At 64.2% G+C, this 22802-nt stretch carries 20 protein-coding genes and 1 pseudogene; 12 read left to right on the forward strand and 9 right to left on the reverse strand.

The genetic code is table 11. From position 1 onward, the window contains the following. Nucleotides 1–44: 44 nt before the first annotated feature. The 3 genes from SPMU_RS16130 to SPMU_RS16140 form a co-directional block, all read right to left on the reverse strand. Nucleotides 45–2180: a TonB-dependent siderophore receptor gene (locus SPMU_RS16130; RefSeq protein WP_169715758.1), complete on the reverse strand. Its 2136-nt coding sequence runs from the start codon at nucleotides 2178–2180 to the stop codon at nucleotides 45–47. A gap of 438 nt (nucleotides 2181–2618) precedes the next feature. Then, nucleotides 2619–3299 carry a carbonic anhydrase gene (locus tag SPMU_RS16135; protein ID WP_088335361.1) on the reverse strand — a complete coding sequence of 227 codons (681 nt, stop codon included), beginning with the start codon at nucleotides 3297–3299 and terminating at the stop codon, nucleotides 2619–2621. After that, nucleotides 3296–4924 carry a SulP family inorganic anion transporter gene (locus SPMU_RS16140; RefSeq protein ID WP_088335363.1) on the reverse strand — a complete coding sequence of 543 codons (1629 nt, stop codon included), beginning with the start codon at nucleotides 4922–4924 and terminating at the stop codon, nucleotides 3296–3298. Before SPMU_RS16140 ends, SPMU_RS16135 begins: the two co-directional genes overlap by 4 nt. 279 nt (nucleotides 4925–5203) lie before the next feature. On the opposite strand from SPMU_RS16140, the gene SPMU_RS16145 reads away from it, so the two are divergent. Beyond that, nucleotides 5204–6058 carry a transglutaminase family protein gene (locus tag SPMU_RS16145; RefSeq protein ID WP_088335365.1) on the forward strand — a complete coding sequence of 285 codons (855 nt, stop codon included), beginning with the start codon at nucleotides 5204–5206 and terminating at the stop codon, nucleotides 6056–6058. Between the two features lie 115 nt (nucleotides 6059–6173). Here the strand turns inward: SPMU_RS16145 and SPMU_RS17010 are convergent, their stop codons facing one another. Next, entirely contained in the window at nucleotides 6174–6311 is a 138-nt protein-coding gene (locus SPMU_RS17010; protein WP_169715759.1) for a hypothetical protein, read from the reverse strand. 251 nt (nucleotides 6312–6562) lie between these two features. On the opposite strand from SPMU_RS17010, the gene SPMU_RS16150 reads away from it, so the two are divergent. Continuing rightward, nucleotides 6563–7393 (forward strand): alpha/beta fold hydrolase, encoded by an 831-nt coding sequence (locus SPMU_RS16150; RefSeq protein ID WP_088335367.1) that lies wholly within the window; start codon nucleotides 6563–6565, stop codon nucleotides 7391–7393. A 60-nt stretch (nucleotides 7394–7453) separates the two neighbouring features. Here SPMU_RS16150 and SPMU_RS16155 read toward each other — a convergent pair whose 3' ends face one another. After that, complete coding sequence (locus SPMU_RS16155; RefSeq protein WP_088335369.1) at nucleotides 7454–8455, reverse strand: GlxA family transcriptional regulator; 1002 nt, start codon at nucleotides 8453–8455, stop codon at nucleotides 7454–7456. A 123-nt stretch (nucleotides 8456–8578) separates the two neighbouring features. Between SPMU_RS16155 and SPMU_RS16160 the strand changes: the two genes are divergently transcribed. The 3 genes from SPMU_RS16160 to SPMU_RS16170 all read left to right on the forward strand — a co-directional run bounded on the left by SPMU_RS16160 (nucleotide 8579) and on the right by SPMU_RS16170 (nucleotide 11373). After that, nucleotides 8579–8983 carry a cupin domain-containing protein gene (locus tag SPMU_RS16160; protein WP_245833441.1) on the forward strand — a complete coding sequence of 135 codons (405 nt, stop codon included), beginning with the start codon at nucleotides 8579–8581 and terminating at the stop codon, nucleotides 8981–8983. Between the two features lie 223 nt (nucleotides 8984–9206). Continuing rightward, the gene (locus SPMU_RS16165; RefSeq protein ID WP_211275836.1) at nucleotides 9207–10637 is read left to right on the forward strand and encodes a glycoside hydrolase 5 family protein; all 1431 of its coding nucleotides are present in this window, start codon (nucleotides 9207–9209) and stop codon (nucleotides 10635–10637) included. A 202-nt stretch (nucleotides 10638–10839) separates the two neighbouring features. Further along, on the forward strand, nucleotides 10840–11373 hold the full coding sequence (locus tag SPMU_RS16170; protein WP_211275837.1) for a DUF2161 family putative PD-(D/E)XK-type phosphodiesterase: 534 nt from the start codon (nucleotides 10840–10842) through the stop codon (nucleotides 11371–11373). 427 nt (nucleotides 11374–11800) lie between these two features. Here SPMU_RS16170 and msrA read toward each other — a convergent pair whose 3' ends face one another. Continuing rightward, nucleotides 11801–12445, reverse strand: a complete 645-nt coding sequence (gene msrA / locus SPMU_RS16175; RefSeq protein ID WP_088335375.1) for a peptide-methionine (S)-S-oxide reductase MsrA — start codon at nucleotides 12443–12445, stop codon at nucleotides 11801–11803. 180 nt (nucleotides 12446–12625) lie between these two features. Beyond that, the gene (locus tag SPMU_RS16180) at nucleotides 12626–13744 is read right to left on the reverse strand and encodes a glutathione S-transferase family protein (RefSeq protein ID WP_088335377.1); all 1119 of its coding nucleotides are present in this window, start codon (nucleotides 13742–13744) and stop codon (nucleotides 12626–12628) included. 452 nt (nucleotides 13745–14196) lie between these two features. Between SPMU_RS16180 and SPMU_RS16185 the strand changes: the two genes are divergently transcribed. Together SPMU_RS16185 and SPMU_RS16190 are read left to right on the forward strand one after the other, a co-directional pair. Continuing rightward, complete coding sequence (locus SPMU_RS16185; protein WP_245833443.1) at nucleotides 14197–16152, forward strand: TonB-dependent receptor plug domain-containing protein; 1956 nt, start codon at nucleotides 14197–14199, stop codon at nucleotides 16150–16152. Between the two features lie 366 nt (nucleotides 16153–16518). Next, nucleotides 16519–16806, forward strand: coding sequence for a hypothetical protein (locus tag SPMU_RS16190; RefSeq protein WP_088335381.1), 288 nt, complete (start codon nucleotides 16519–16521; stop codon nucleotides 16804–16806). Between the two features lie 287 nt (nucleotides 16807–17093). Here SPMU_RS16190 and SPMU_RS16765 read toward each other — a convergent pair whose 3' ends face one another. After that, nucleotides 17094–17318, reverse strand: coding sequence for a hypothetical protein (locus SPMU_RS16765; protein WP_140418506.1), 225 nt, complete (start codon nucleotides 17316–17318; stop codon nucleotides 17094–17096). A 425-nt stretch (nucleotides 17319–17743) separates the two neighbouring features. Next, the gene (locus SPMU_RS16200; protein WP_088335385.1) at nucleotides 17744–18142 is read right to left on the reverse strand and encodes a DUF4267 domain-containing protein; all 399 of its coding nucleotides are present in this window, start codon (nucleotides 18140–18142) and stop codon (nucleotides 17744–17746) included. Nucleotides 18143–18434: 292 nt separating this feature from the next. On the opposite strand from SPMU_RS16200, the gene SPMU_RS16210 reads away from it, so the two are divergent. From SPMU_RS16210 to SPMU_RS16230, 5 genes and pseudogenes are all read left to right on the forward strand, one after another. Further along, nucleotides 18435–18857: an erythromycin esterase family protein gene (locus tag SPMU_RS16210; protein ID WP_140418507.1), complete on the forward strand. Its 423-nt coding sequence runs from the start codon at nucleotides 18435–18437 to the stop codon at nucleotides 18855–18857. Next, a complete protein-coding gene (locus SPMU_RS17580) occupies nucleotides 18814–19446 on the forward strand; it encodes an MFS transporter (RefSeq protein WP_425442206.1) in 633 nt (210 codons plus the stop codon). The genes SPMU_RS16210 and SPMU_RS17580 overlap by 44 nt, the downstream gene beginning before the upstream one ends. Nucleotides 19447–19493: 47 nt before the next feature. Next, nucleotides 19494–19625 (forward strand): hypothetical protein, encoded by a 132-nt coding sequence (locus SPMU_RS17435; RefSeq protein ID WP_281250998.1) that lies wholly within the window; start codon nucleotides 19494–19496, stop codon nucleotides 19623–19625. Between the two features lie 694 nt (nucleotides 19626–20319). Then, on the forward strand, nucleotides 20320–21705 hold the full coding sequence (locus SPMU_RS16225) for a DUF4139 domain-containing protein (protein ID WP_088335395.1): 1386 nt from the start codon (nucleotides 20320–20322) through the stop codon (nucleotides 21703–21705). An 18-nt stretch (nucleotides 21706–21723) separates the two neighbouring features. Further along, nucleotides 21724–22802, forward strand: a pseudogene (locus SPMU_RS16230) (hypothetical protein); the annotation flags it as partial.

The following is a 22802-nucleotide window of genomic DNA, read 5'->3' on the forward strand; positions in this document are numbered from 1 at the left end:
GCGCCATTGCTGCCGCGCGATGACCGGGACCGGCGCCGATGCGATCAGTAATTCGCGCGCAGCGTCACGAGGAAGTTCCGTGGCTCGCCGTAGAAGTTGTACGTGTTGATCGAGCCGACGCGCTGATAATAGACCTTGTCGAGGATGTTGTTGACGCTGACGAAAGCGCGCAGCTGATCGGTGAAGCGCCAGCCGAACTGCGCGCCCGCGATGGCAAAGGCGGCTTGTTCGCGCACACCTGCGATGCCGGCGCCGACGACGCCGCTCTGGCCGTTGACACTGGCGGCGGCAAAGGCGCCGCCCAGCGCAGCCGGCTCATAGCGCGCATAGAATTTATACTGGTGGCGCGGGGTGAAGACGTCGAAAACGGTGCCGGCCTGCGCCGCGGGCGCGACTTCATATTCGGTCTTCACATTGGTGTAGCTGGCGACAAGATCGAGGCCCGGCATCGGACGGCCGGTCACTTCGAATTCGAAGCCTTCAATGCTCGCCTTGCCAGCTTGCACGAAAAAGCCGGGATTGGCGGTGTCCGCAAAGGCGCGGTTCTTTTCCTTGCTGCGGAAAACAGCGGCGCTGGCGTTGACCTGGCCATTGAAGAGATTGGCCTTCAGCCCGGCCTCATATTGCTCGCCAATCCGCGGATCGAGTACCGTGCCGTCAGCGCGTTGCGGGGTCTGCGGCGTGAAGATGTCCGAATAGCTGCCGTAAACCGTGACATTGTCGGTCAGGTAGTAAACCGCGCCGATGCTGGGTGTGAACTTGCCATTTGCCCGCGCGCCTTGCGTGAAGGCGGGATTGGGCGAGGGCGCGCGCGTCCACGTCTTGTTGTTGAAGTCGCTGATGCGGCCACCGGCGACAAGGGTGAAGCCCTCGAACGGACGCAGCCGCACTTGGGCGTGGAAGCCACTCTGCCGAAGGTCGGTATCGGTGCGCGAGGTGAAGGCGTAGGGCGCAATCGGGACGATATCCGGATTAAGGATCGAGAAGCGGCTGTTCGCTGGTGTTCCTCGGGCTGGCATTTGACTGCGGTTGAGGAACGAGGAGGTGCGCTTGTCCCAGCTATAGCCGACCGCCAGTTCATGCTCGCGCCCGAAGAGGGTGAACGGACCGGTGGCATAGGCGTCCACGGCGGTTTTGCCGTTCTCGCCTTCGCTCCGGCGGTTAACGTAGATGGCGGTCAGCGTGCCCGGGTCCACCCCCGTGCCGGGCTGAATAAAGGCGTCCTGCCACTCCCGAGGGATCTGGCGATGCAGCCCGCGCACCACCAGTGACCAGTCACCGACTTGCTGCTTCACCTCGCCGGCATATTCGACCGTCGTTTCCTTGAAGAGGTTCCAGCTTGGCAGGTGCTGGAAGTTGCGCGGAAAGTTCAGGAACTGCTGGTTCGTGAGAGCAGGCTGCCCGGTCATCGGCGTTTCGGCGCGCGTGTCCTGATAGCTGAGCGAGGCGCCGATGATCGTGCTCGGCGTCAGATCATAGTCGACCGCCGCGTGGGAGGTGATCTTTCGAGTATGCGACTTCTCCTGGAAGAAGTCGCGATCGTGCAATGCCGCCACCGCGCGCACGCGCAGGCGCCCGGTAGCGTCAACGGGGCCGCCGATGTCGAACTCGCCGCGATAATTGTTCCACGACCCCGCAGACAGCGCGCCCGAGGCGGTGAGCCGGTCCTGGCCGCGCTTGCGAATCAGGTTGATCGTGCCGCCCGGCGACCCGGAGCCACGGAACAGGCCGGTGGGCCCGCGCTGCACCTCCAGCCGCTCGTAGATGACGAGGTCGAACTCGGGAACCCCGGAGGAGAAGGTCGAGGGCACGCCATCATAAGCATAATCCAGCACGAAGCCGCGCGCGCGGTAATCGGGATTGGTGCCGTCGAACGGCATAACCGTGACGCCGGCGACCGTCTGCAGCGCTTCGCCGATGGTGAAGAGGTTGCGATCCTCGATCTGGGTGCGCGTGACGACGCTGATCGATTGCGGGATCTCGATCAGCGGCGCCGGGCTCTTGCCAGCAACTGCCGCTTCCTTCGGCGCATAGCTGTCATCCTGCGCCAGGCCGGTGACGATGATATCGTTGCGTCGGGACTCTTCGTCCGCATCATCCGCCACCTGGGCGAAGGCGGGCAGGGCAACAAAGGACAGGCCGAGCAAAAGCCCGGCGCGCAACGACGCCTGAAACGACACTGATAAACCCCCATGTAGGATATGTTATGAAATATCGTCCCATATGGAGCGCTGTTAAGGGAGGCAAGCGTATTTGGCTCGGAGAGCGCGCACCAACCTGCCGCGCGTGAACGACTGTCCGCCCGGAATGCGACAGCGCATGGCGCCGCGCGGCGAATTCGCTGCTCCGTCAACGTCGGCTGCGGCGCTGCACCCGCGCCTTTCAGCTGCCGATCAGCTTACCCTGCGGACAGCAGGTGCTCGATCCTCGGCAGCAACGTCGGCCTTGCTACGGCCATCAGCATCGCCCGCCAATTGCCACCCCGGCCATTAGTCAGACGGGGAGCACGCGAACGGCGGCTCGCACCTCGAACGCTGGCTCACCACGCTGCGCTATCGCTCGCTGCGTCGTCCGCCGCGCTAGTCTAACATCGCCTCTGCTCGACAGGGCGATCTTCCCTAATCGGCCGCAGTCGGCGGTGCCGCTTTGATCTCGTCATCGGTGAGCAGCACGCGGCGCGGATGTGGAACCTCCTCCAGCGCCGTATCGCGATCGATCTCCATTAGCGGTTTGATACGGCCGTCGCGGATGTCGTAGACCCAGCCGTGCAGCCATAGATCCTGCTGCTTGGCGAACGCGTCCTGCACCGTCGCGGTTCGCGCGAGGTTGACGAGCTGATCGCGCACGTTGAACTCAACGAAGCGGTTGACCTTGGCTTCGGGTGTCGGCTGGTTGCCCAATTCCTCCCAATGGTCACTGGCGACATTACGCGCCGTCTCCAGCCACTCGTCCACCGGCCCGGTCGTGCCGCCGTCAAGCGCCGCCTTGATCCCGCCGCAGCCGTAATGGCCGCAGATGATGAGGTGCTTCACGCCGAGCACGGTGACGGCATATTGCAGCACCGACATCAGGTTCAGATCGCTGTCGTTGACCAGATTGGCGATGTTGCGATGAAGAAACATGCCGCCCGGCGGTGACATCGTCATCTGTTCCGGGCTTACGCGGCTGTCGGAGCAACCGATCCACAGGAATTCGGGCTTCTGGCCATGAGCCTGACGCTGGAAGAAATCTGGTTTCTCCTCGACCAGCTCCATTGCCCAGGCGCGGTTGGCGAGCAGCAATTGCTTGTAGTTTTTCACGCGAAGCGGATCCCCGATGTCGGCGCATTGATCAGCGGCGCGCTGCGCTCCGCGATGTCACCGCGCACCGTTACGTTGATGGCGCGGTAATCCGCGCCCTTAATGAAGGCGTTGATGACATCGACATTGTCGAGATCGACATAGTTGGTTGATGAAAGATCGATCAGCAGGTTGGCGCCATCGGGAACCCGGTCGAGCTCCTTCTGAAGTTCGTACTTGTGGATGAAGTACAGGTTGCGGCGCGCGCGGATCAGGCAATCACCGTCATCGCAGACGAAGGTGATCGCCGAGCGGAAATTGCGCGCCACGACGAAGACGAAACCAACCGCCAAGCCGATGACAATGCCGATCAGCAGGTCGGTAAACAGGATCGCGACGATCGTGACCACGAAGGGCACGAACTGCGTCCATCCTTGCTTGTACCGCTCGGTGAAGAGCGCCGGCTTGGTCAGCTTATACCCGGTCGCGATCAGCACCGCGGCGAGCGCGGACAGCGGGATCAGATTGAGCAGGAACGGGATCAGGGCGACGCTGAGGAGCAGCCAGGTGCCGTGCATCATCGTGGAAGCCTTGCTCTGCGCGCCGGCGTCGACATTTGCCGAGGAGCGCACGATCACCGAGGTGACGGGCAGGCCGCCGATCAGGCCGGAGACGATGTTGCCGCCACCCTGCGCCATCATTTCCCAGTTTTTCGGAGTCGTACGGCGCCTCGGGTCGAGCTCGTCGACGGCCTTCACGCTGAGCAGGGATTCGAGGCTCGCGACGATCGCCAGCGTCACCGCGACCGTCCAAATCGTGCCGTTGCCGATCTGCGAGAAATCCGGCGTCGCGAAGAAGGAAGTGAACTCGCCAAAGCTGGCGGCGACCGGAACCTGAACGAGGTGCGTCGTGCCCAGCTGCCAGGTCGGCTTGAAGAGGCCGAGCAGCGCATTGCCGCCAACCCCGATCAGCACCACCACCAGCGGCCCAGGGATGAAGCGCAGGGGACCATCCTTGGGCCGCGCCTTGTCCCACCAGAACAGGAAGGCCAGGCTGACAAGCGCGATCAGCATGGCGCCGGGGGAAAGGTGCTGGCGGATCGCGGCAATGATCGCCGTGAATGTGTTGCTGCCGTCACGCTGCACGAATTCGAAGCTGCCCTCGAAGTCGCCGTCATAACCAAGCGCGTGCGGGACCTGCTTGAGGATCAGGATCAAGCCGATCGCCGCCAGCATGCCGGTGATCACCGAGGAGGGCACGAACTCAGCGGCAATGCCCGATCGGGTTGCGGCGAGCGCAACCTGGAGGACGCCGGCCAGCATCACGGCCAGCAGGAACGCCTCGAAGGACGGCAGCCGCTCGATTGCGCTGAAGACGATCACCGTGAGGCCGGCCGCAGGGCCACTCACCGATAGCGGCGATTTCGACAAGCCGCCGACGACGATGCCGCCGACGATGCCTGCGATCACGCCTGCAAAGAGCGGCGCTCCGGAGGCGAGCGCCACGCCAAGGCACAAGGGCAAGGCGACGAGAAATACGACCACCGACGCCGGGAAATCCGCGCGCAGGGTCTTGAAGAAGGGGAGCGCCAAATCGTTACCTCGGATCAGTGCCACGGCCGGGGTGGCACGGAACCTGTCCGCCATAGACGTTTGCTCCAGCGCGACGATCCACTATCCCGCTGCAGCAACAAATCCTTACGGGCGCGACGCAAGCGGAGCATGTCGATCCGCTTCCGCTCGGGACGATTGGCCGCCTCAGGGCGCTGTTCGGGGTCATGCCGGATCGGAAACGGCCGCGGACACCGCTTCTGCGGCCGCCCGCGACTGAAACGCAGCCGGGGCGTTGGGTATCACGCACGTTATCCACGGGTCAGGCTTGGGGCAGAAGGTCCGGCTCCCGATTGAAGCGCCAAAGGTAGTCGAATGAAGCTGCGGATCGAACATAGCACCACCTACAGATACGCTTGCCCGGTAGCGCTCCAGCCGCACCGGCTGATGCTGTTCCCGCGGCAAAGCCATGACCTGAATGTGCTCGCGACCAGTCTTCGCTGCACGCCCGAGCCACGGCTCGATTGGGCACAGGATGTGTTCGGCAACGTCGTCGCCACCGCCAGCTTCGCAGACCAGAGCGACACGCTCACCATCGCGGTCGAGATGACGGTTGAACAGTGCGCGCCGGCATGGCCGGTGTTCCAGATCGCGCCGGGCGCGCATTCCTATCCGTTCACCTATTCCGACGAGGATGTGATGGACCTTGGCGGGTTGCTTACGCCTCAGCATCCTGACGAAAATGGCGCGCTCGCGCGTTGGGCCAGGGGCTTTATCTATGGCGTCCCGACGGACACACTTTCGCTTCTGAAGGACATCAACAGCGGCATCATCGGCGCCGTCGCGTATCGAACCCGCGACGAGGAGGGGACCCAGTCACCCCTGGAGACGCTCGCCGAAGCAAGCGGTTCGTGCCGAGACATTGCCGCGCTGTTCATCGATGCGGTGCGCCACCTGGGCTTCGGGGCGCGCGCAGTCTCCGGCTATCTGTTCGATCCCGATGTGCCCGAGGGGGACGTCGGTTCGACGCACGCCTGGGCCGAGGTGTACCTCCCGAGCGCCGGATGGATCGCCTTCGATCCGACTCATGGCAAGGTTGGCTCGGCCGAATTGGTCCCCACCGCTGTCGGCAGATGCAACGGCCAGATCATGCCCGTCACCGGTGGCTATACCGGCGGTCCAGCCGATTTCGTGGGAATGGACGTGAGGGTTTCCGTCACCCAAGTTTAACGCCTGCGTCACGCCCCCGCGCTGCCGAGGCGGCTTCGCTGCTCATGCTCAAGCGCCGAGCGCGCCAAAGCGCCGCAGTCCGCGCAACGGGCCGCGCGGACTGCGGGTGCCTGGCTTACTTGTGGCCGCCGTGGCCGGCGTTCTGGTTATTGTCCTTGCTGGCGGTGTTGTCGCTGTTGTCCTGCTTCTTGTTGCCGCCCTCGTCATCCTTTCCGTTCTTGTGAAAGTCGCCCTTCTTTTTGTGGTCGGTCACGTGGCTCTCTCCTGCTGGGAAAGGCGTAAACGCATGACAGTAGGCGAGTTTCCTGGAAGGCACCGCTACGGCGGCCGAACTCCGCTCTGCGCACCTACCGACACGCTAGTTGTGGACGGCATCTCGGCGCCGAAAAGCATTTGTCACTTTCGACGCGCATTGTGTCGGTTCTGCCAAGCGCTCGCGCGCTTCGGTGGCCCTACATCATCCACAGCAGCGGCGCTCCGCCGGCTGGACACAGGAGATGCGACATGGCGACGATCACCACGCAGGACGGCACCGAGATCTTCTACAAGGACTGGGGCAGCAAGGATGCCCAGCCAATCGTGTTTCATCATGGCTGGCCGCTTTCCAGCGACGATTGGGACAACCAGATGCTGTTCTTCCTTGGCGAAGGGTATCGGGTGATCGCCCACGATCGTCGCGGCCACGGCCGGTCGAGCCAGACCGACAGCGGCAACGAGATGGACACCTATGCCGCGGACGTGGCCGAACTCGCTCGTGCCCTGGACCTGAAGAACGCCGTGCATATCGGCCATTCGACCGGCGGCGGCGAAGTCGCCCGCTACGTAGCCCGGGCTGAGGCGGGCCGGGTGGCAAAGGCGGTCCTGCTCGGCGCCGTGCCGCCGATGATGATGCGGTCGGAGAACAATCCGATGGGGCTGCCGCCCGAGTTGTTCGACGGGTTTCGCGCGTCGCTGATCGCCAATCGTGCCGAGTTCTATCGCGGGATCGCATCGGGGCCATTCTATGGCTTCAACCGCGACGGCGCTGCCGTGAGCCAGGGCTTGATCGACAATTGGTCACGCCAAGGGCTGATGGGCGGCGCGAAGGCGCAATATGATTGCATCGCGGCCTTCTCGGCAACGGACTTCACGGAGGACCTCAAGGCGATTGAGCTGCCCGTGCTGGTGATGCACGGCACCGATGATCAGCTCGTTCCCTTCGAAAATCATGCGCAGCGGACGGTTGATCTCCTCCGGAACGGAAAGCTGAAGTCTTACGAAGGTCTTTCGCACGGCATGGCGGCGACGCACCCGGACGTCATCAACGCCGATCTGCTCGCCTTCATCCGCAACTAAGCCTCACGGATCGGGGTGGGCCCAGGCCTGCTCCGATCACTCACGGCCGGTAGCGGCAGTTCACGCCAGCGCCACCGATCGTTCCGACGCCACGCCGAAACGCCGGCGATACTCGGCCGGTCCAAGCCCGGTCACGCGCTGGAAGATCCTGCGGAACGCCGAGGCGTCGCCGTAGCCGACATGCCAGGCGATCTGGTCCACGGGCGTACGGGTGAGTTCGAGTGCCTCACGCGCTTTCGCGACACGGATTTGCTGCGCATATTCCGTGGGCCTCAGGCCCGTGGCCTGCTTGAACCGCCTGAGGAACGTCCGCTCTTCCAAGCCCGCGCGTTCGGCCAGTGCCGCCACGGAAATTTCTTTCGCCCCCGTCGCCTGCATCCAGTGCTGGGTGGCCAGAATAACAGCGTCTCCATGCCCCAGCTTGGGGACGAACTGCTCATACGGGCGCTGTGCGCGTCCGGGCGGATCGATCAGCAGGAACCGCGCGGTATTGAGCATGACGCTTGGTCCCAGCAGGCGCTCCACAAGCGTCAGGCCGAGATCGGTCCAGGCGAGAATTCCGCCTGCGGTGATGATGTCCCCGTCGTCGATCAACATCCGGCCCGCGTCGACCTGCACGGCGGGAAAGCGGGACGCCAGTGTCTCGGCAAACGCCCAATGCGTCGTCGCCGCCCTGTCTTGCAACAGGCCGGTCTCTGCAAGGACGAACGCGCCTGCGCACACCGAGCACAAAGTGGTTCCGCCGCGGTGCAAACCCAGCATCCAGTCGGAGAACGCCGTCATCTTCTGCATCTGCTCAGGCACGATAAGGCTGGGCGGCGCGACGACATGCGTGAGCGCGTGTGGCGCGCCCGGATCTGTATCGAAGATGCAGGCGATGAGCCCACCTTGTTCCTGGCGCCAATGACTGACGCGGATCGCGTGAACGTCCGTGGGAGAGGCTGCGCGAGCGATGTCGTTGGCGATGCGGAACAGGTCGGTGAGGCCGTAGATCGCCGAAAGCTGGCAATCCGGGTACAGCAGCAGCCCGATCTCCGCCACCGTCCGCGCCTTTGTGCTCATGTCAGTTACGTCCTGCAATCTGTCGGTTTCGCCTAGCCCGGCTACGCGGCTTGCCCGCTATGCCCCTCGAGTAACAAGTGCCCGGGTCATCGCGCCCCAAACCAGAAGGGTCCCAGGATGTATATGAAGTTCGCCGCCGCAATCGGAGCCGTACTTTTCGCCTCGGGGGCGGTCGCCGCCCCGCTGCAGGGGCAACAGGGTGTCAAGCGCACCGACCTGCAGCGACACGACCTTTCGATCGAAGGCCGCGAGACCGTCCAGGCACGGATCGACATTGCGCCAGGCGTCACCGCGCCGTGGCACCGTCATCCCGGTGAAGAGGTAATCTACGTCCTCGAAGGCACGTTGGAATATCAGCTCGAGGGCAAAGATCCTGTGACGCTGAAGGCGGGGCAAGTGCTGTTCGTTCCCTCGGGTGTCGCGCACAAGGCATATAACCCTGGCACCACAAACGGTGCCGAGCTCGCGACCTACATTGTTGCAAAAGGAAAGCCGCTGGTCGTGCCCGCGCCCCATCCAACGCACTGACGATCACAGGGCCGGCGGCCCATGTCCGACATGAAGAGTGCACCATCAGCGAAACTCGCGGACATCCGCCGACCCCCCACAGGCTTGTTCCGTCACCTTCGCGCCGGCTCATGGCTCTGTACTGTCACGAGCCAAAGCGCATGTGCCATGTTGTTCTGACAGCGTTCTTTTCGGCGAACACCTTTCGGTGGCGAAGCATGAAGGAGGCCGTTAAGCGCCCCCCGTGTCGTCCAGTTTCGCTCCGGCTCCGCGCCCTCTTTCTCGCATCCACGCTCCTCGCGGGCTTCCCTACTTCGTCACCAGCGAAGGTGCGGCGTGGACGCCGATCGGGCATAATGATGCGGTGAACTGGCCTGAACTGGCCTCGCTGTTCCGCAGGCGTGATCGCGGTGCTGTGGAGCGCCATTTGATTTGGCTGCGCGACCATGGCGTCACCTGCGTTCGCGTGATGCTAGAATATTGCCAGGGCGAGCACCGCTATCTCGAACATCCCGTCGGACGTTTCGTGCCGAACATGGTGCAGTTCTGGGACGACCTGTTCGAGCTTCTGGAGAAGATCGGCATCCGCGTGTTGCTGACGCCTTATGACACCTTTTTCATGTGGGTCCGGTGGCGTCACCATCCCTATAACCGCGCGAATGGCGGCGTATGCGCAAGCCAGGGCGAATGGCTGACCTCTCCCGAGATGCGCGCGGCGATCAAGAACCGCCTCGCCTTTGCGAGCGATCGCTGGGGCGGCAGTCCTGCCCTGTTCGGCTGGGATATCTGGAACGAGATTCACCCGGCGCATGGCGGCGGCGATCCGGCAACCGCTGCGCCGTTCATCGACGACGTCGCATCATGGTTGCGCGCCCATGAGATAAAGCAGCGTGGCTATGCCAACCTCCAGACCGTTTCCGTCTTCGGGCCGGAACTGATCAAGCACCCGAGCCTGGTCGAGGCGATCTTCCGGCACCCCTTGCTCGATTTCGCGAACACCCATCTTTACGAGCAAGGCACGATCGACGCGCCCGCCGACACCGTCACGCCCGCGCTGGCCGTGGCGCGCCTGATGCGCACCGCGGTCGAGGAAGCCGGTGACCGGCCGGTCTTCGATTCCGAGCATGGTCCGATCCACAGCTTCAAGGACAAGAAGCGGACGTTGCCGGCCGCGTTCGATGACGGATATTTCCGACACATCCAATGGGCACATCTGGCGAGCGGCGGTGCAGGAGGGGGCATGCGCTGGCCCAACCGGCACCCCCATGTGCTGACGGACGGAATGCGTCAGGCGCAGCAAGCCCTCGCCCGGTTCCTCCCGCTGGTTGACTGGACGCGCTTTGGCCGCCGCAACCTTTCACAAGACCTTCGCTGCGATGATCCCGGTCTTGCTCTCACAGGATGTGGCGACAAGCATCAGGCGATCATCTGGGCGGTTCGCACCGACAGCCTTTCTCCTGAGGGAACGCTCGTTCCTTATCAGGCTGCGGCACCAGCCACCCTCGATATCCCGGGCCTGGCGGACGGAAGCTATGCCGTCATCACCTACGACACGCGTAAGGGCGCGGTTATCGCGCGGTCGGAAGCGGGCTGCTCGGGCGGAATGCTTCGCGTGGCGGCAGGACCTGTGCATACCGATCTTGCAGTGGCGGTGATGCCGGCAAACCCCGCCTGATGCGCAGCTACCGACGGCGCTCTTCGAAGGCGAGCAGGGCGCGCCGCTTGTGAAGCCTGCTGCCACAACTCCGCCGTTCGCCGAAACTGCGCTGTATCGCCCGGTCAAAGCTTTTCTTGAGCAACAAGGCTTTCAGGTCAAAGGCGAGGTCTGCGGCTGCGATGTGGTCGCCGTACGCGGGGAGGAGCAATCCGTCCTGGTCGTGGCGGAACTGAAGCTCTCGTTCACGCTCGAGCTCGTGTTGCAAGCCGTGGACCGGCTGCGGTGCGCCGATCTGGTATATTTGGCGATCGTGGCGAGCCGGAATGGCCGTGACCGGGACGCGCGCGTCCTGCGGTTGTGCCGCTTGCTGGGTCTCGGCCTTCTTGCTGTCGATCTCAAGCTCGGCGCCGTGACGATCCTGGCTGAGCCTGCCCCCTATCGGCCGCGAACGGACCTGCGGCGGCGGGCGCGGATCCTCAAGGAGCATGCGAGCCGAAAAGGGGATCCGGCGCAGGGGGGCTCATCGCGCCGCCCGATCATGACCGCCTATCGGCAGCGCGCGATCGCCTGCGCGCAGGCCATCGGCAACGGAACGGCACGGCCGCGCGACTTGAAGCACCTGGCCACCGACGCCGGCACCGTTCTGCTGCGTAACGTCTATGGCTGGTTCGTCAGGGAGCGGCCCGGCGTGTACAAGCTGTCGGATGCGGGGCGGTCCATGCTCGCGGATATCGGAAACGGATCGCAGGAATAGCCGCCGCTGCGCTCGCGCAATCCCGCCTTCTATACGGTTTATCCGAACTTCGAGGCCAAACCGTCATGCCCCTGAGTAAGAGGGCGGCCCATCCCGCCTGCGCTTCCGCATAGCAACTCGCCCTCTCTCCATCAAATTGCGAAACCCGAAGCGATAATCAATCATAGCGCGGTTGGCAGACGCTCAAGGTCCGAAAGCGAAAGAGTGGTGAATGGCCCAGCCTGGCCTCCCCGACGTCCGCTGGTAGCCATGGTCAAGGTGAGCGCGGGAGTAGTCACCTGGCTCGATCTTAATGTGATGTATCAAGTTGCAACGGAATATTGCCGGTAGAAGCGTTAGCGTCACAGCTGTTCGGCCAGGAACATGCTCTGACCATGTCCGGACAACTCTAAAGGAGCGGCGTTGTTCGTTTAGGCGTGAACCGAGCTCACCGCGCCAGCGCGGGAAAACCTTTCTTGAATGCCGCCACCTTCGGTTTGTCCCAGCGCACGATGTAAGGATGCGCTGGATTTCGGTTGAAGAAGTTCTGGTGGTAGTCCTCCGCTGGATAAAAGCGGCCGCTCTCGATCTTGGTCGCGATCGGGCGTGGAAAGACGCTTGCCCGTTCAATCTGTGCAACATACGTCCGCGCTACCGTTGCTTGCTGCGGCGTCTGAGGGAAGATTGCTGAGCGGTAGCTCGGGCCAACGTCGGGAGCTTGACCATTCACCTGAGTGGGATCGTGCGCAACCGAAAAGTAGACGCGCAGCAACGTCGCGTAACTCACCATTCGTGGATCATAGGTTACGCGAACTGCTTCTGCATGCCGGGTCCGCTCGGTGCTGACTTCGCTGTAATTGGCAGTGTTCGCCGTACCCCCCGCATAGCCGGCGGTGACGTCACGTACGCCTTTTACCCGCTCGAACACTGCCTCCATGCCCCAGAAGCAGCCGCCCGCCAAAACTGCCCGCTGCAATCCTGGAGAGGGGGGTAAGTCCTGCATGGCGCGTGGGATCGGCACCGCTCGTTCTGCGGCGGCCTGGCCGCAGCCAGCAAGAGCGATCGCAAGGGGCAGATGCAGGTGCTTGAGCATGCATGGGCATATGGGACGGGCGGGCGGCAGGAGCCAGATCCAGCGGCTCGCCACAATCTGGTTGCAGCGATAGGCCCCGAAGCTGCCGCGATGTCCCTCGCCGTGCCGCCCACACAACTTCGGCCTCCACCTTGCTCAGGGCGGCCAACGCAGCCTGCGCGTCCGCGCCGCCGCCCGCGATTAAAGCCGCTCGCCCCAAACTTCGATATGCCCGCGGCGCTCGACGCGGATTGGCCGGTGAGCGTCGAGCAAGGGAGACAAGCCAACCCCGTTCAGCCATTCACGCACGCAGGCAGCCGTATTGGCTTCAAGCGTACCGAACGTGTCGGTGATGCGCTGCCAAAGATAGAAGATGTAAGGCTGCACACCACTCTCCGCGCCGACGCCGCGGAACGAAGTTTGGACCGAGCCGATAACGCGCCGGTGCGGTTTGTCGGTCACTGGTGAACCCGTCTCCGGCTCGGCTTGAGCCACAAAGCGACGCACCATGTCGACCTTGTCCGTAAGCTCCGGAAACAACTCGTCGGCCATGTGGCGGTACAACGGCTCGAGCGTCGTCGGTATCCCATCGTCAGGAAGGTAGGTCGCCGGATAATCACCATATTCCGGAATATCGGCATCAGCAGCATTCATCCGCTCGACCCAACGGAAGACCTTTGGTGCACGGCGTTTCATGATATCGGCCGGGACCGGATCACGCCCAAGATGAGCGAAGAGGGGGCCCAGAAGGCCGTAATCACCCAAGGAGGGCTGCCCTCCGAACAGATACGGATGAGACGCAAAGTGCGCCTGAAGTAGGTCAAGCAACGCGATGTAGGACGCCTCGATCGCCGGTATGGTGGCGGGGGTCACGCCCAGCATCGGCAGATACGATCGCATGCGCGCCATGACCGCAGCTGGATCTCCCGACCCGGCGGCGGAAAAGGCGTCGGTAAGGAATTGATCCTGCTCATCGGCGTAGCTCCAGCGATAGTGCATGGCATGCCGTGTCAGACCGACAACCGCATAAAGTTCGGCGATATGCGCGAGTATCCGTTGGCGAGGACCGGCAGGGTAAGCGCTCACTGGTGCGCCAGCGCGCTCGAAATGGTCAAGGATATCGATCGTGTCCTGCACGAAGGAGCCGTCCGGCAATTCGATAACGGGAATGATGCCGCGGCCAATGGCGGGGACAACCTCCGAGCTGAAGCGTGCACCGCCCGTGCGCTCGACATAGGCAATGCCCTGTTTGCGCAGGTAAGAGCGGGTCTTTCCTGAGTAGAGCGAGTGTGGCGCGCCGTAGAGGATGACCTGTTTCATAGCGATCAATGTGCCGTCAGATTTCCCGTGCGGCAATCATCTTAGTGTGAAGTACGAGGTCGCGCTCGCTTGCCGACGCCTCTGAGTTTGTGATGCAAGCGCACGGATGGGGGTCCAGTTTTTCTCTCCTCCACCTGCCGCAATCGGCGGGGGGAGGGGTACGCATCGCGGTCAGGCGGCCCCGCCTAGCAGCTGAGGTAGTCCTGCGGTGGACGGCATACCGTGCTAACCGAAAGACTGCGCGATCTAGATCGAGGAGCGACCCGCTTCGAAGTTGGGGTTAGCGGCGCTGATCGGCCGCTTTTGCGTCCTTCCCGAACCGAGCCGACCGCCGCGGCAGCCCAGACCAAGCTCGATCATTTCGGATAATCTCCGCATATCACGTATTGGTCGCTTGACCCTGTAGCAACCGCAGCCCCTACAGGATTGACGGTCTCGCCACTCGGATGGGCATGGGGAAGTCATCTGTGTTGTTCCGCGTCCTTTACGTCCTCGTGTTTTGTCTCGCGTTGCCGGGAATTGCTCATGCGCAAGGGGCCGACTCCGAGGAGGGGGAGGACATTGTTATCCAGGCCACGCGCAACGGCCGCCGTGTGCAGGACGAGCCGATCCGCGTCGCGGTGATCGACCGCGAGGAGATTGAGGAGAAGCTTCTCATGTCCCCCGGCAACATTGCCATGCTGGTCAGCGAAACGCCCGGCGTGCGCGTCCAGGTTACGTCACCCGCGCTCGGCGCATCGAACGTGCGGATGCAGGGGCTGAAGGGGCGCTACACACAGATCCTTGCTGACGGCCTGCCGCTCTATGGCGGGCAGGCTCTGGCGATCGGCCTGCTCCAGATCCCGCCCACCGATCTCGCACAGGTTGAGGTCATCAAAGGCGCCGCGTCCGCGCTTTACGGTCCCGCCGCACTGGGCGGCGTCATCAACCTCGTCTCGCGCCGGCCTGGTGATGCGGCGGAGGGGGAATTGCTGCTCAACGCCACCACCCGCAACGGGCAGGACGTGACCGGCTATGTCGCCAAGCCGCTCAATGACAGCATCGGCGCGTCGCTCACCGGCGGCTACGGTCGCCAGACCGCGCAGGACATCGACGGCGACGGCTGGGCCAATCTTCCTGGCTACGAGCGCTGGACGGCCCGCCCGCGCCTGTTTTGGAGCGGCGCGAACGGTGCGCGCGTCTATCTCACCGCTGGCGCGATGAGCGAGGATCGCGCGGGCGGCACGCTTCCTGGCCGTACCGTCGCCAACGGCAGCGCGTTCGTGCAGGACCTGCATAGCGAACGCTTCGACCTCGGCCTCAACGCCGATCTGCCGCTCGACGGCATGGGCAAGCTGCAATTGCGCACTGCAGGTGTGACTCAGGCGCACCGGCATCGTTTCGGCAGCACGATCGAGCGCGATCGCCACCAAACGGGTTTCGTTGAGGCGTCGCTCGGCGGCACGTCAGGCGGCACGACGTGGCTCGCCGGCGCGGCCTTCCAGGCGGACGGCTATCGCAACCACGACGTCGCTGGCTTCGACTATGATTACACCATCCCCGCGCTGTTCGTGCAGGGCGAGCAGGACGCCGCCCGCGATCTGACACTTGCCGCCAGCGCCCGTTGGGACTGGCACAGCGAATATGGATCACGCATCAGCCCGCGGCTGTCTGCGCTCTATCGCCCCGGCTCATGGACGATCCGCACCTCGCTGGGCCGCGGCTTCTACGCGCCCATGCCGTTGATCGAGGAAGTCGAGGCGAACGGCCTCTCCCGCGTCCTGCCCTATGCGAAGTTGCGCGCCGAAGTTGCCGACACCGGCTCGATCGACATCGGCTATGTGAAAGGACCGATCGAAACGAGCATCAGCCTTTTCGCCTCGAACATCGAACACGCCGTGCAACTGCGCGAAGTGGACGCCACCCGTGTCACCCTCGCCAACGCCGCCGGCACGACGCGTACCCGCGGCGCGGAACTGCTGCTGCGCTATCGCTGGCAGGCGGTGACGGTCACCGGCAGCTACGTCCATATCGACGCCACCGAGCCGGATCCCGACACTCCTGAGCGCCGCCGCGCGCCCCTGACGCCGCGCGACACTGCCGGTCTCGTCGCAATGTTGGAGCAGCATGGTCGCGGGCGGATCGGGTTAGAGGCCTATTACACCGGCCGCCAGTCGCTTGATGACGATCCGTACCGCAGCCGCAGCCGCTCCTATGTCGAACTGGGTCTGATGGGTGAGTTGGTGCTCGGCAGGGTGAGCCTTTTTGTGAACGCCGAAAACCTGCTCGACGTGCGCCAGACGCGCTGGGATCCCCTGCTGCGCCAGACCCGCGCGCCGGTCGGATCCTGGACGGTCGACGCCTGGGCGCCCACCGAGGGGCGCACGATCAACGGCGGCATCCGCTTTCGCTTAGGCGCGGAGGAATGAAGCCATTACCCTGACGATCGGCAATCTCGGCAAGGCCACCGTCACAAAGGTAGAGACGATCCGCTACCACGAGAGCATCGGCCCACGTCCCAAGCCCCCGCGCACCGCCGGCACCCAGCAACTTAGCGCTTCAATAAACCCTCTAACCTTCCCGGATGCTTTTCTTTGGAGAGAAGAGGTATTCATGGACTTGCAGCGCACGCTATCTCATGGGGCAGGCGACGTCGGCCTCGCGGTCGATCACGCCACGCGTCTCACCAACCGCTTCCAAGCCCGACGACAGCCCGTTGAAGCGCGCTAGAATGGCAGAACGGACGGCCGCTCCGCGATGAACGTGACATCTCTTGGGGTGCCTGGCAGCGGCACGTGAAGCTTGATGGCGTTGCCTGCCGCGGCAGCCTGCGTGTTCGAGAACGGGCTAAGCTGGGCATCGACGCGGCGCTCCGCGCCGGCGGGCAGCTCCAGCCTGCCCCTGGCGATCCCATCGCCGTCACGCTGCAGAAGCATGGGCGCATCATCATTGTCGCTGCGGTCGTCGACAAGATTGGTGTGGTCACATCCGCTGCCGACATGACCACCGCCTCGCCGGCCGGGCCGGACATGACCAGCGTGCCTAGCTCGACGCTAACCGGCACGACGCCACGATTCGCATAAACAAGCATCGCCCATTGCCCCGCAATATCGGACCAGCGCGCGGATATCTGCACCGACACCGCACCAACCCGCATTGTCGCGATCTTTCTGCCGTCCGCGCTCGTGGAAAGCTCGACACCAGGTGTTTCTACCGGTTCAAGCGGGCCGCCCATGCTGCGGCCGCACGCCGACAGGAGAAGCATGGCAGCTAGCAGGCTGCGGATCATTTCGCGTGCATCAGCTTGCTTGCCTTCATGGTCAGGCGCTGCCGCGTCTAGCTATTCGGGCTGCCCGATCGCGATCGGGCTTCAGGCCGTTGCGGCGCTGAAAGGCCTCACCGCGTCGAGCGTCGCGTTCTGGCTACGCCCGACCAGCCCGTCTGCATGGTGCCCTTCGAGATAGGCAAGCGCGACCAGTCGATCCTGGATTGCCTTGATCTGAGCGTCTCCCCCGCCGGGCAGGGTGATCGAGCGGTAAGCGGCAGTGCGGTTACGATCCGCAGCCGGCCCGGCGGGTTCGAGGGCTACCATCATAGCGAGCTCGGCGTGGATAAGGCCATGAAGAACGCATTGCGCGCGCGCTATCTCGAACGCGCTTGACCCCTGCAGGCGTGGCAGGAGGTATAGGTCCGTCAGCCACGCCCTGTCGCCTCATGTGACGCTGGTTCTCCACTGCTGCTATATGGTCGCAGGTCCATGGACGTGATGGCGGGAGCGACCGGGCAAACGGGGGCCTTCGCCTTCAGTCGATAATGCGCGCCGTGGCGGTCGAAGTGGTCAAGCGCCCCTATCTGCTCGCTCTGTTCCACGTACTGCTGGCACGGCATCTCTAATCTCTGTGTGTGATAAACATGAACAAACGTTGGAAAATGGAAACCAAATACGTGTCACGAATGTCCGTTCTGGGTGATCACGTCGCAAAGCCGCTGGTCGACTTGCGCCCAGTCGTATGTCGACCGTCATCGCGCGCTTGCCGATCGTCTCGCCCACAAGCCACTGCCGGCGAAGCACAGGAAGCTGGCGGCATGGAGAAGATAGTGGATCGGTTGCGCTCCGTCCGACGCGGCGAGCAGGAGAATGTCGCCGGCCGGGATGATCAGGGTCGACAGCATCACGATCGACAACGCCCGGAACTGCTGGGCGAGCGTCAGCCCGAACAGGTACGATGCGAGTCCGAGATCGCGAAATCCGACGGCGCGAACATAGAACAGCCCTGACGATGATTCAGGGTCGATCCCGTAGAAGCTCGCGGCTGGTACGGGCGCCAACACGAACAGGACACCCAGCCCGGCGAACACGCAGGCCAACAGCGTGATCGTCATCGCCAGGGCTTTGCCTACGGGCGGTCGCTCACTCATTTCGTCGCCTTTCTAGCAGCTTGGCCCGATCAACGGAACTTTCACTGCGCCTTTGCACTGAGTTCGGGGTTTCCGGGGAAAGGTTCGATGGCACAAGAAGGCGACAACGCGGAACAACCGAAGAAGGCGGAAGAGGACGCGGCCGACACCGATTTTCAGCTTCAGCCGTCTCCGGGAAACGACCTGTCCAATGGTCTTCAACCGGTTGGAACGCTTGCTGGCGGCGGCCCGGGTGCGACCGTCGGCAACATCGGGGCAGGCGTCGGGTCCAGAGGCGGAACCAGCACCGGAAATGCGTCGTCATAGGGCCGCCGAGGCAGCCAGCGCCGATCGGGTTCGGCGCAACCGGGTCACGGGCTCGCTGCTGCTGTGGATGGCGTCGGTGATGAGCGTTCCTGCCGCAGGTGCGGTGCCGGGAGGTGACTTCGGCCGCGAGGATGATGTCATCGGAGCCGCGCGCGCCGCGACGTCCGTGCTCCTTGGCGAGGCGACGCACGGCACGAGCGAATTCTATTCCGAACGCGCGAAGGTCACGGCGCGATTGCTCGACGATCACCGCCCGAGCGCGGTGGTGATCGAGGCGGACGGGACCGAGGTCGAGCGGATCAATCGGTTCGTGCGAGGCGCTCGACGCAGATGCGCCGGCAGCGCAGCTAGTACTCGCCGCATATGTGTGTGGAACCTGTGCCGGGCTCCTTGTCTTCGGGGCGCTTAGCGACCGTTTTTCGACGCAGCGGCTGTTTGTCGGTTCGCTGGTCGCGACCTGCGCATCGTCGCTCGCCTGCGCGGCGGCGTCGTCGATCGAAGCGCTGATTGCCCTCCGCACGCTCCAGGGTGCCGCAGCGGCGGCACCCGCAGTATTCGCACCTGCGATCTTAAAGGCGCTGTTCGACAAAGCGCGGGCGGTGCGCGCCATGGGGCTGCTTGGCAGCATTGAGTCGCTTGCGCCGGCGCTCGCCCCCATCGCTGGGGCTGGCTTGCTGTTGTTCGGCGACTGGCGCGCGTCTTTCTTCGTGCTCGCCGCCGCGGCGGGCGCGCTAGCCCTGCTAACGACACTCGCAGGTCAGATCCCGCAGGTCGGGCGGCGTGCGCGAAGCGGCTACGTTGTGCTCCTTAGCAACGTGACCTTCCTGCGCTACGCGTTGAGCCAGGCGTTCGTGCTGGGAGGCCTACTCACTTCGTCTTTGGCCTGCCGGTCCTGCTGGTTCGGGCGCTCGGCGGAACACTTGGTGACTTCATCGTTGTGCAGGTGGGTGCAATCCTGCTCTTCATCGCCTCAGCCAACATGTCAGCGTGCGTCGTAGCGCGGTTCGGGAGCGAGCGCACGGTCCTACTAGGCACGGCGTTGTGCATGCAAGGCTCCGCAGCCCAAATCGTCTACGCGCTACAGGGCGGCGTTGCACCGCTCGCGATCCTCGCGCTGTTCGCGCCAGTCAATGTCGGCCTGGGCCTGCGCGGGCCGCTTGCTTCTACCGCGCCGTGATGGCCGCGCACGGGGATGATGCTCGCGGCAGCGCGCTCGTGGTCCTCGCGACCTTTGGCGTGGCCGCACTAGGTACCGTACTCGCGGCGCCTCTCATCGAGCAGGGACCGGTGCCGCTCGCTGCGATTGACCTCCTGCTGCACGTAGCCGCACTTGCAAGCCTTCTGGTGCTTCCCGCATTCGCTCTCGATGAAGAAGTGCAGGCTAAGTCTTTACCCGCCCAGTTGATGCCAGTCAGAGGTTGAACGAGTGCCTGGTTTTAGGCACGCGCTCCCCGCCCTTGAACGGCTGAATATGGGTCATCGCGCCAATGGCAGTGCCGACGTGATGAAGAGTCCGTCTTGGCGGGCACAGAGCCACCTTGCGAAAGCACAACCTGCACCGCGGCTCGATCGCGGCGCGCGCCACGCGGAGCGGACCGTCGCGAACACGGCTCCGGCGACAGCGGCAAGGACGAAGCGATATCCCTTAGATCCGCACAGCGCCCAGCCGGCAAAGGCCCCCAAACCGCAGACCACAAGATCGTCGACCGATCGTCTCCCCTGCGTGCCCCCCGCAATCTTGCTGCGCGTGCCGCAGCAGGTCGAGCATCGATCGCAGCACGACTGATCGGCCTCGCAAGGCATTTCGCGTGGCGAGATTACTTTGCGAGAGCGAACCTACTTGCTAGCCTTGCCGCAAACGGGAGAGCGCAATGCGGCAATGGTGGGTTATGGGCGTGGCGCTGTGGCCTGTGGCGGCGCTGGCGCAAACCGGGCAGACCGCGCAGACCGCACAGGGCGACGTGCAGGTCACCATCTACAACAATGGGGTGTCGCTGGTGCAGGATGCCCGGACGCTGACGCTGCCGCAGGGGCGCAGCCGCCAGGAGTTCCCGGACGTGTCCGCGCAGATCCGGCCGGAAACGGTCACGCTGAGCGGCCCTGGGGTGGGGATCGTCGAGCAGAACTTCGACTATGACCTGCTATCGCCCGACAAGCTGATGGAGAAGGCGGTCGGTCGGATCGTCACCATCGTCCGCACCAATCCAGCGACCGGTGCCGAGACCCGCGAGCAGGCGCGCGTCCTGGCGGCAAACGGCGGCATTGTGCTGCAGATCGGCAACCGGATCGAAGTGCTACGCGACGACGGGCTGCCGGTGCGCGTCGTGTTCGACGAGGTGCCCGACAATCTGCGCGCGCGCCCGACGCTGTCGTTGACGGTCGAGGCAGCGCAGCCGGGGCCGGTGCTGACGCGGCTGTCCTATCTGACGCCGGGGCTGGGTTGGACGAGCGATTACGTCGCGCTGTTTGATGAAAAGGCAGGGGCGATCGACGTTCAAGGGTGGGTGACGCTGACCAACAATACCGGTACGACGTTCGCCCGCGCCGACACGCTGCTGGTGGCAGGCAACGTCGGCGGCTCCGCCAACCGCTTCGCCTCACTGGGCGACGCCAGCGCGATCGAGCAGGCAGGCACAGAGACAGGTACCCGCGAGCGACTTGGCGATTTCTACCTGTATCCGCTGGCCGAGCGGACCACAATCGCCAACGCGCAGCAGAAGCAGGTCAGCTTCCTCGACGTGAAGGCGGCGGCGGCGCGCAAGGCGTACGAGTTCAGCAACGGTTGGCTGGGCGGCAACGATGTCCCGCGCAGCGCCGCCACGGCGATCAAGTTCTCGACCTCGCGCGCGGGCGGATTGGGCGATCAGCTGCCGGCGGGCACCATCCGCGTCTACATGCGCGACGCGCGGGGAGACCCGCAGTTCATCGGCGAAAACCGAATTCCGCATACACCCCTCGGATCGTCGATGTCGATCCGGACGGGCGAGGCGTTCGACGTCAAGGTCAAGGTTGTGGTCGCCGAGCGGACCCGCCAGGCGAGGGGCCGCTGGCGCACTAGGATGACCTACAACTTGACCAACGCACGCGATGCGCCGGTCACCGTTGACCTGGCGCAGGACGGGCTGTGGGGCGACGTTAAGGTGGTCGAGCAGAGCCTGACCGGCGAGCGTGTGTCGGCTGACCGGATCGAGTGGAAGGTGCCCGTCCCGGCGAACGGGACGACGGATCTGACGGCAACGTTCGATACGCGGTACTGAGCGGTGCTGCGCTGGGCCTTGCTGCCATTGACACTGGCGGCTGCGGCGCCCGCGCTCGCGGAGCCGCAGGTCGTGGTGTCACGCGTGGTGTCCGACATCGCGGTGACGGTGTACCGCGACCCATACCGCACGGGCGCTATGCGCGGAAACTGGCCTGGCGGCTATGCCCTCATCACCGAGACCCGCACCATCACGGTGCCGCAGGGCGATAGCCAGATTCGTTTCGAGGACGTCGCCGAAGGGCTGCTGCCCGAGACTGCGATCGTCACGGGGCTGCCGAGTGGGGTGCGCGAGAAGAACCGTGACGCACGGCTGATCTCGCCTGCCGGGCTTGTCGATGCCTATCTGAAGCGGCGGGTGCTGCTGCGCCGTATGGACCCGGTCACCGGCAAGGTTAGCGAACAGACAGCGATCATTCAGGCCGGGCCTGACGGCGGGGTGGTGCTTCAGACCGCGAAAGGATTGGAGACGCTGCGCTGTTCGGGGCTGCCGGAGCGCATCCTCTATGACCGGGTGCCCGAGACGCTGACCGCGCGGCCGACGCTGTCGATCCTGACGCGCGCGACGCGGGCGACCACCGCGACCATCCAGCTGACCTACATGGCGCAGGGGTTCGACTGGTCCGCGAACTATGTTGGGCGGCTGGCGCCCGATGGTAACAAAGTGGCTCTGTTCGCATGGCTGACGGTCGCCAACGGCGGGCAGCAGAGCTTGCGCGACGCGCGGCTGCAGGTGATCGCCGGCAAGCCCAACAAGCGTGAGAACGCACCTCCGCCACCGCCGCCAAGCGCGTGGCTGAACCTGCAATGCTGGCCTACCGACGTGACGAGCACGCATCCCGAGCAGGTGTTTACGCCCCTGCCGCTGCCCGCGGGTAACGACCTGTCGGCGTTCAACATGGTCGGCACCAATGCTGCCGGAAGCTTCGAGACGCGCAAGCAGCGCCGGGCGCGGGAGAAGCGCTTGCGGGCCGAGGCACTGTACGAGGCCAATGCGGACATCGTCGTGACCGGCGGGAGGCGTTCCCTCTCGCAGCGCCGAGAGCAGGTGCAGATAGCGGCCATGGCCGCTATCTGCACCTGCTCTCGGCGCTGCGA

It is taken from the genome of Sphingomonas mucosissima (assembly GCF_002197665.1).
GTDB classification, from domain to species: Bacteria; Pseudomonadota; Alphaproteobacteria; order Sphingomonadales; family Sphingomonadaceae; genus Sphingomonas; species Sphingomonas mucosissima.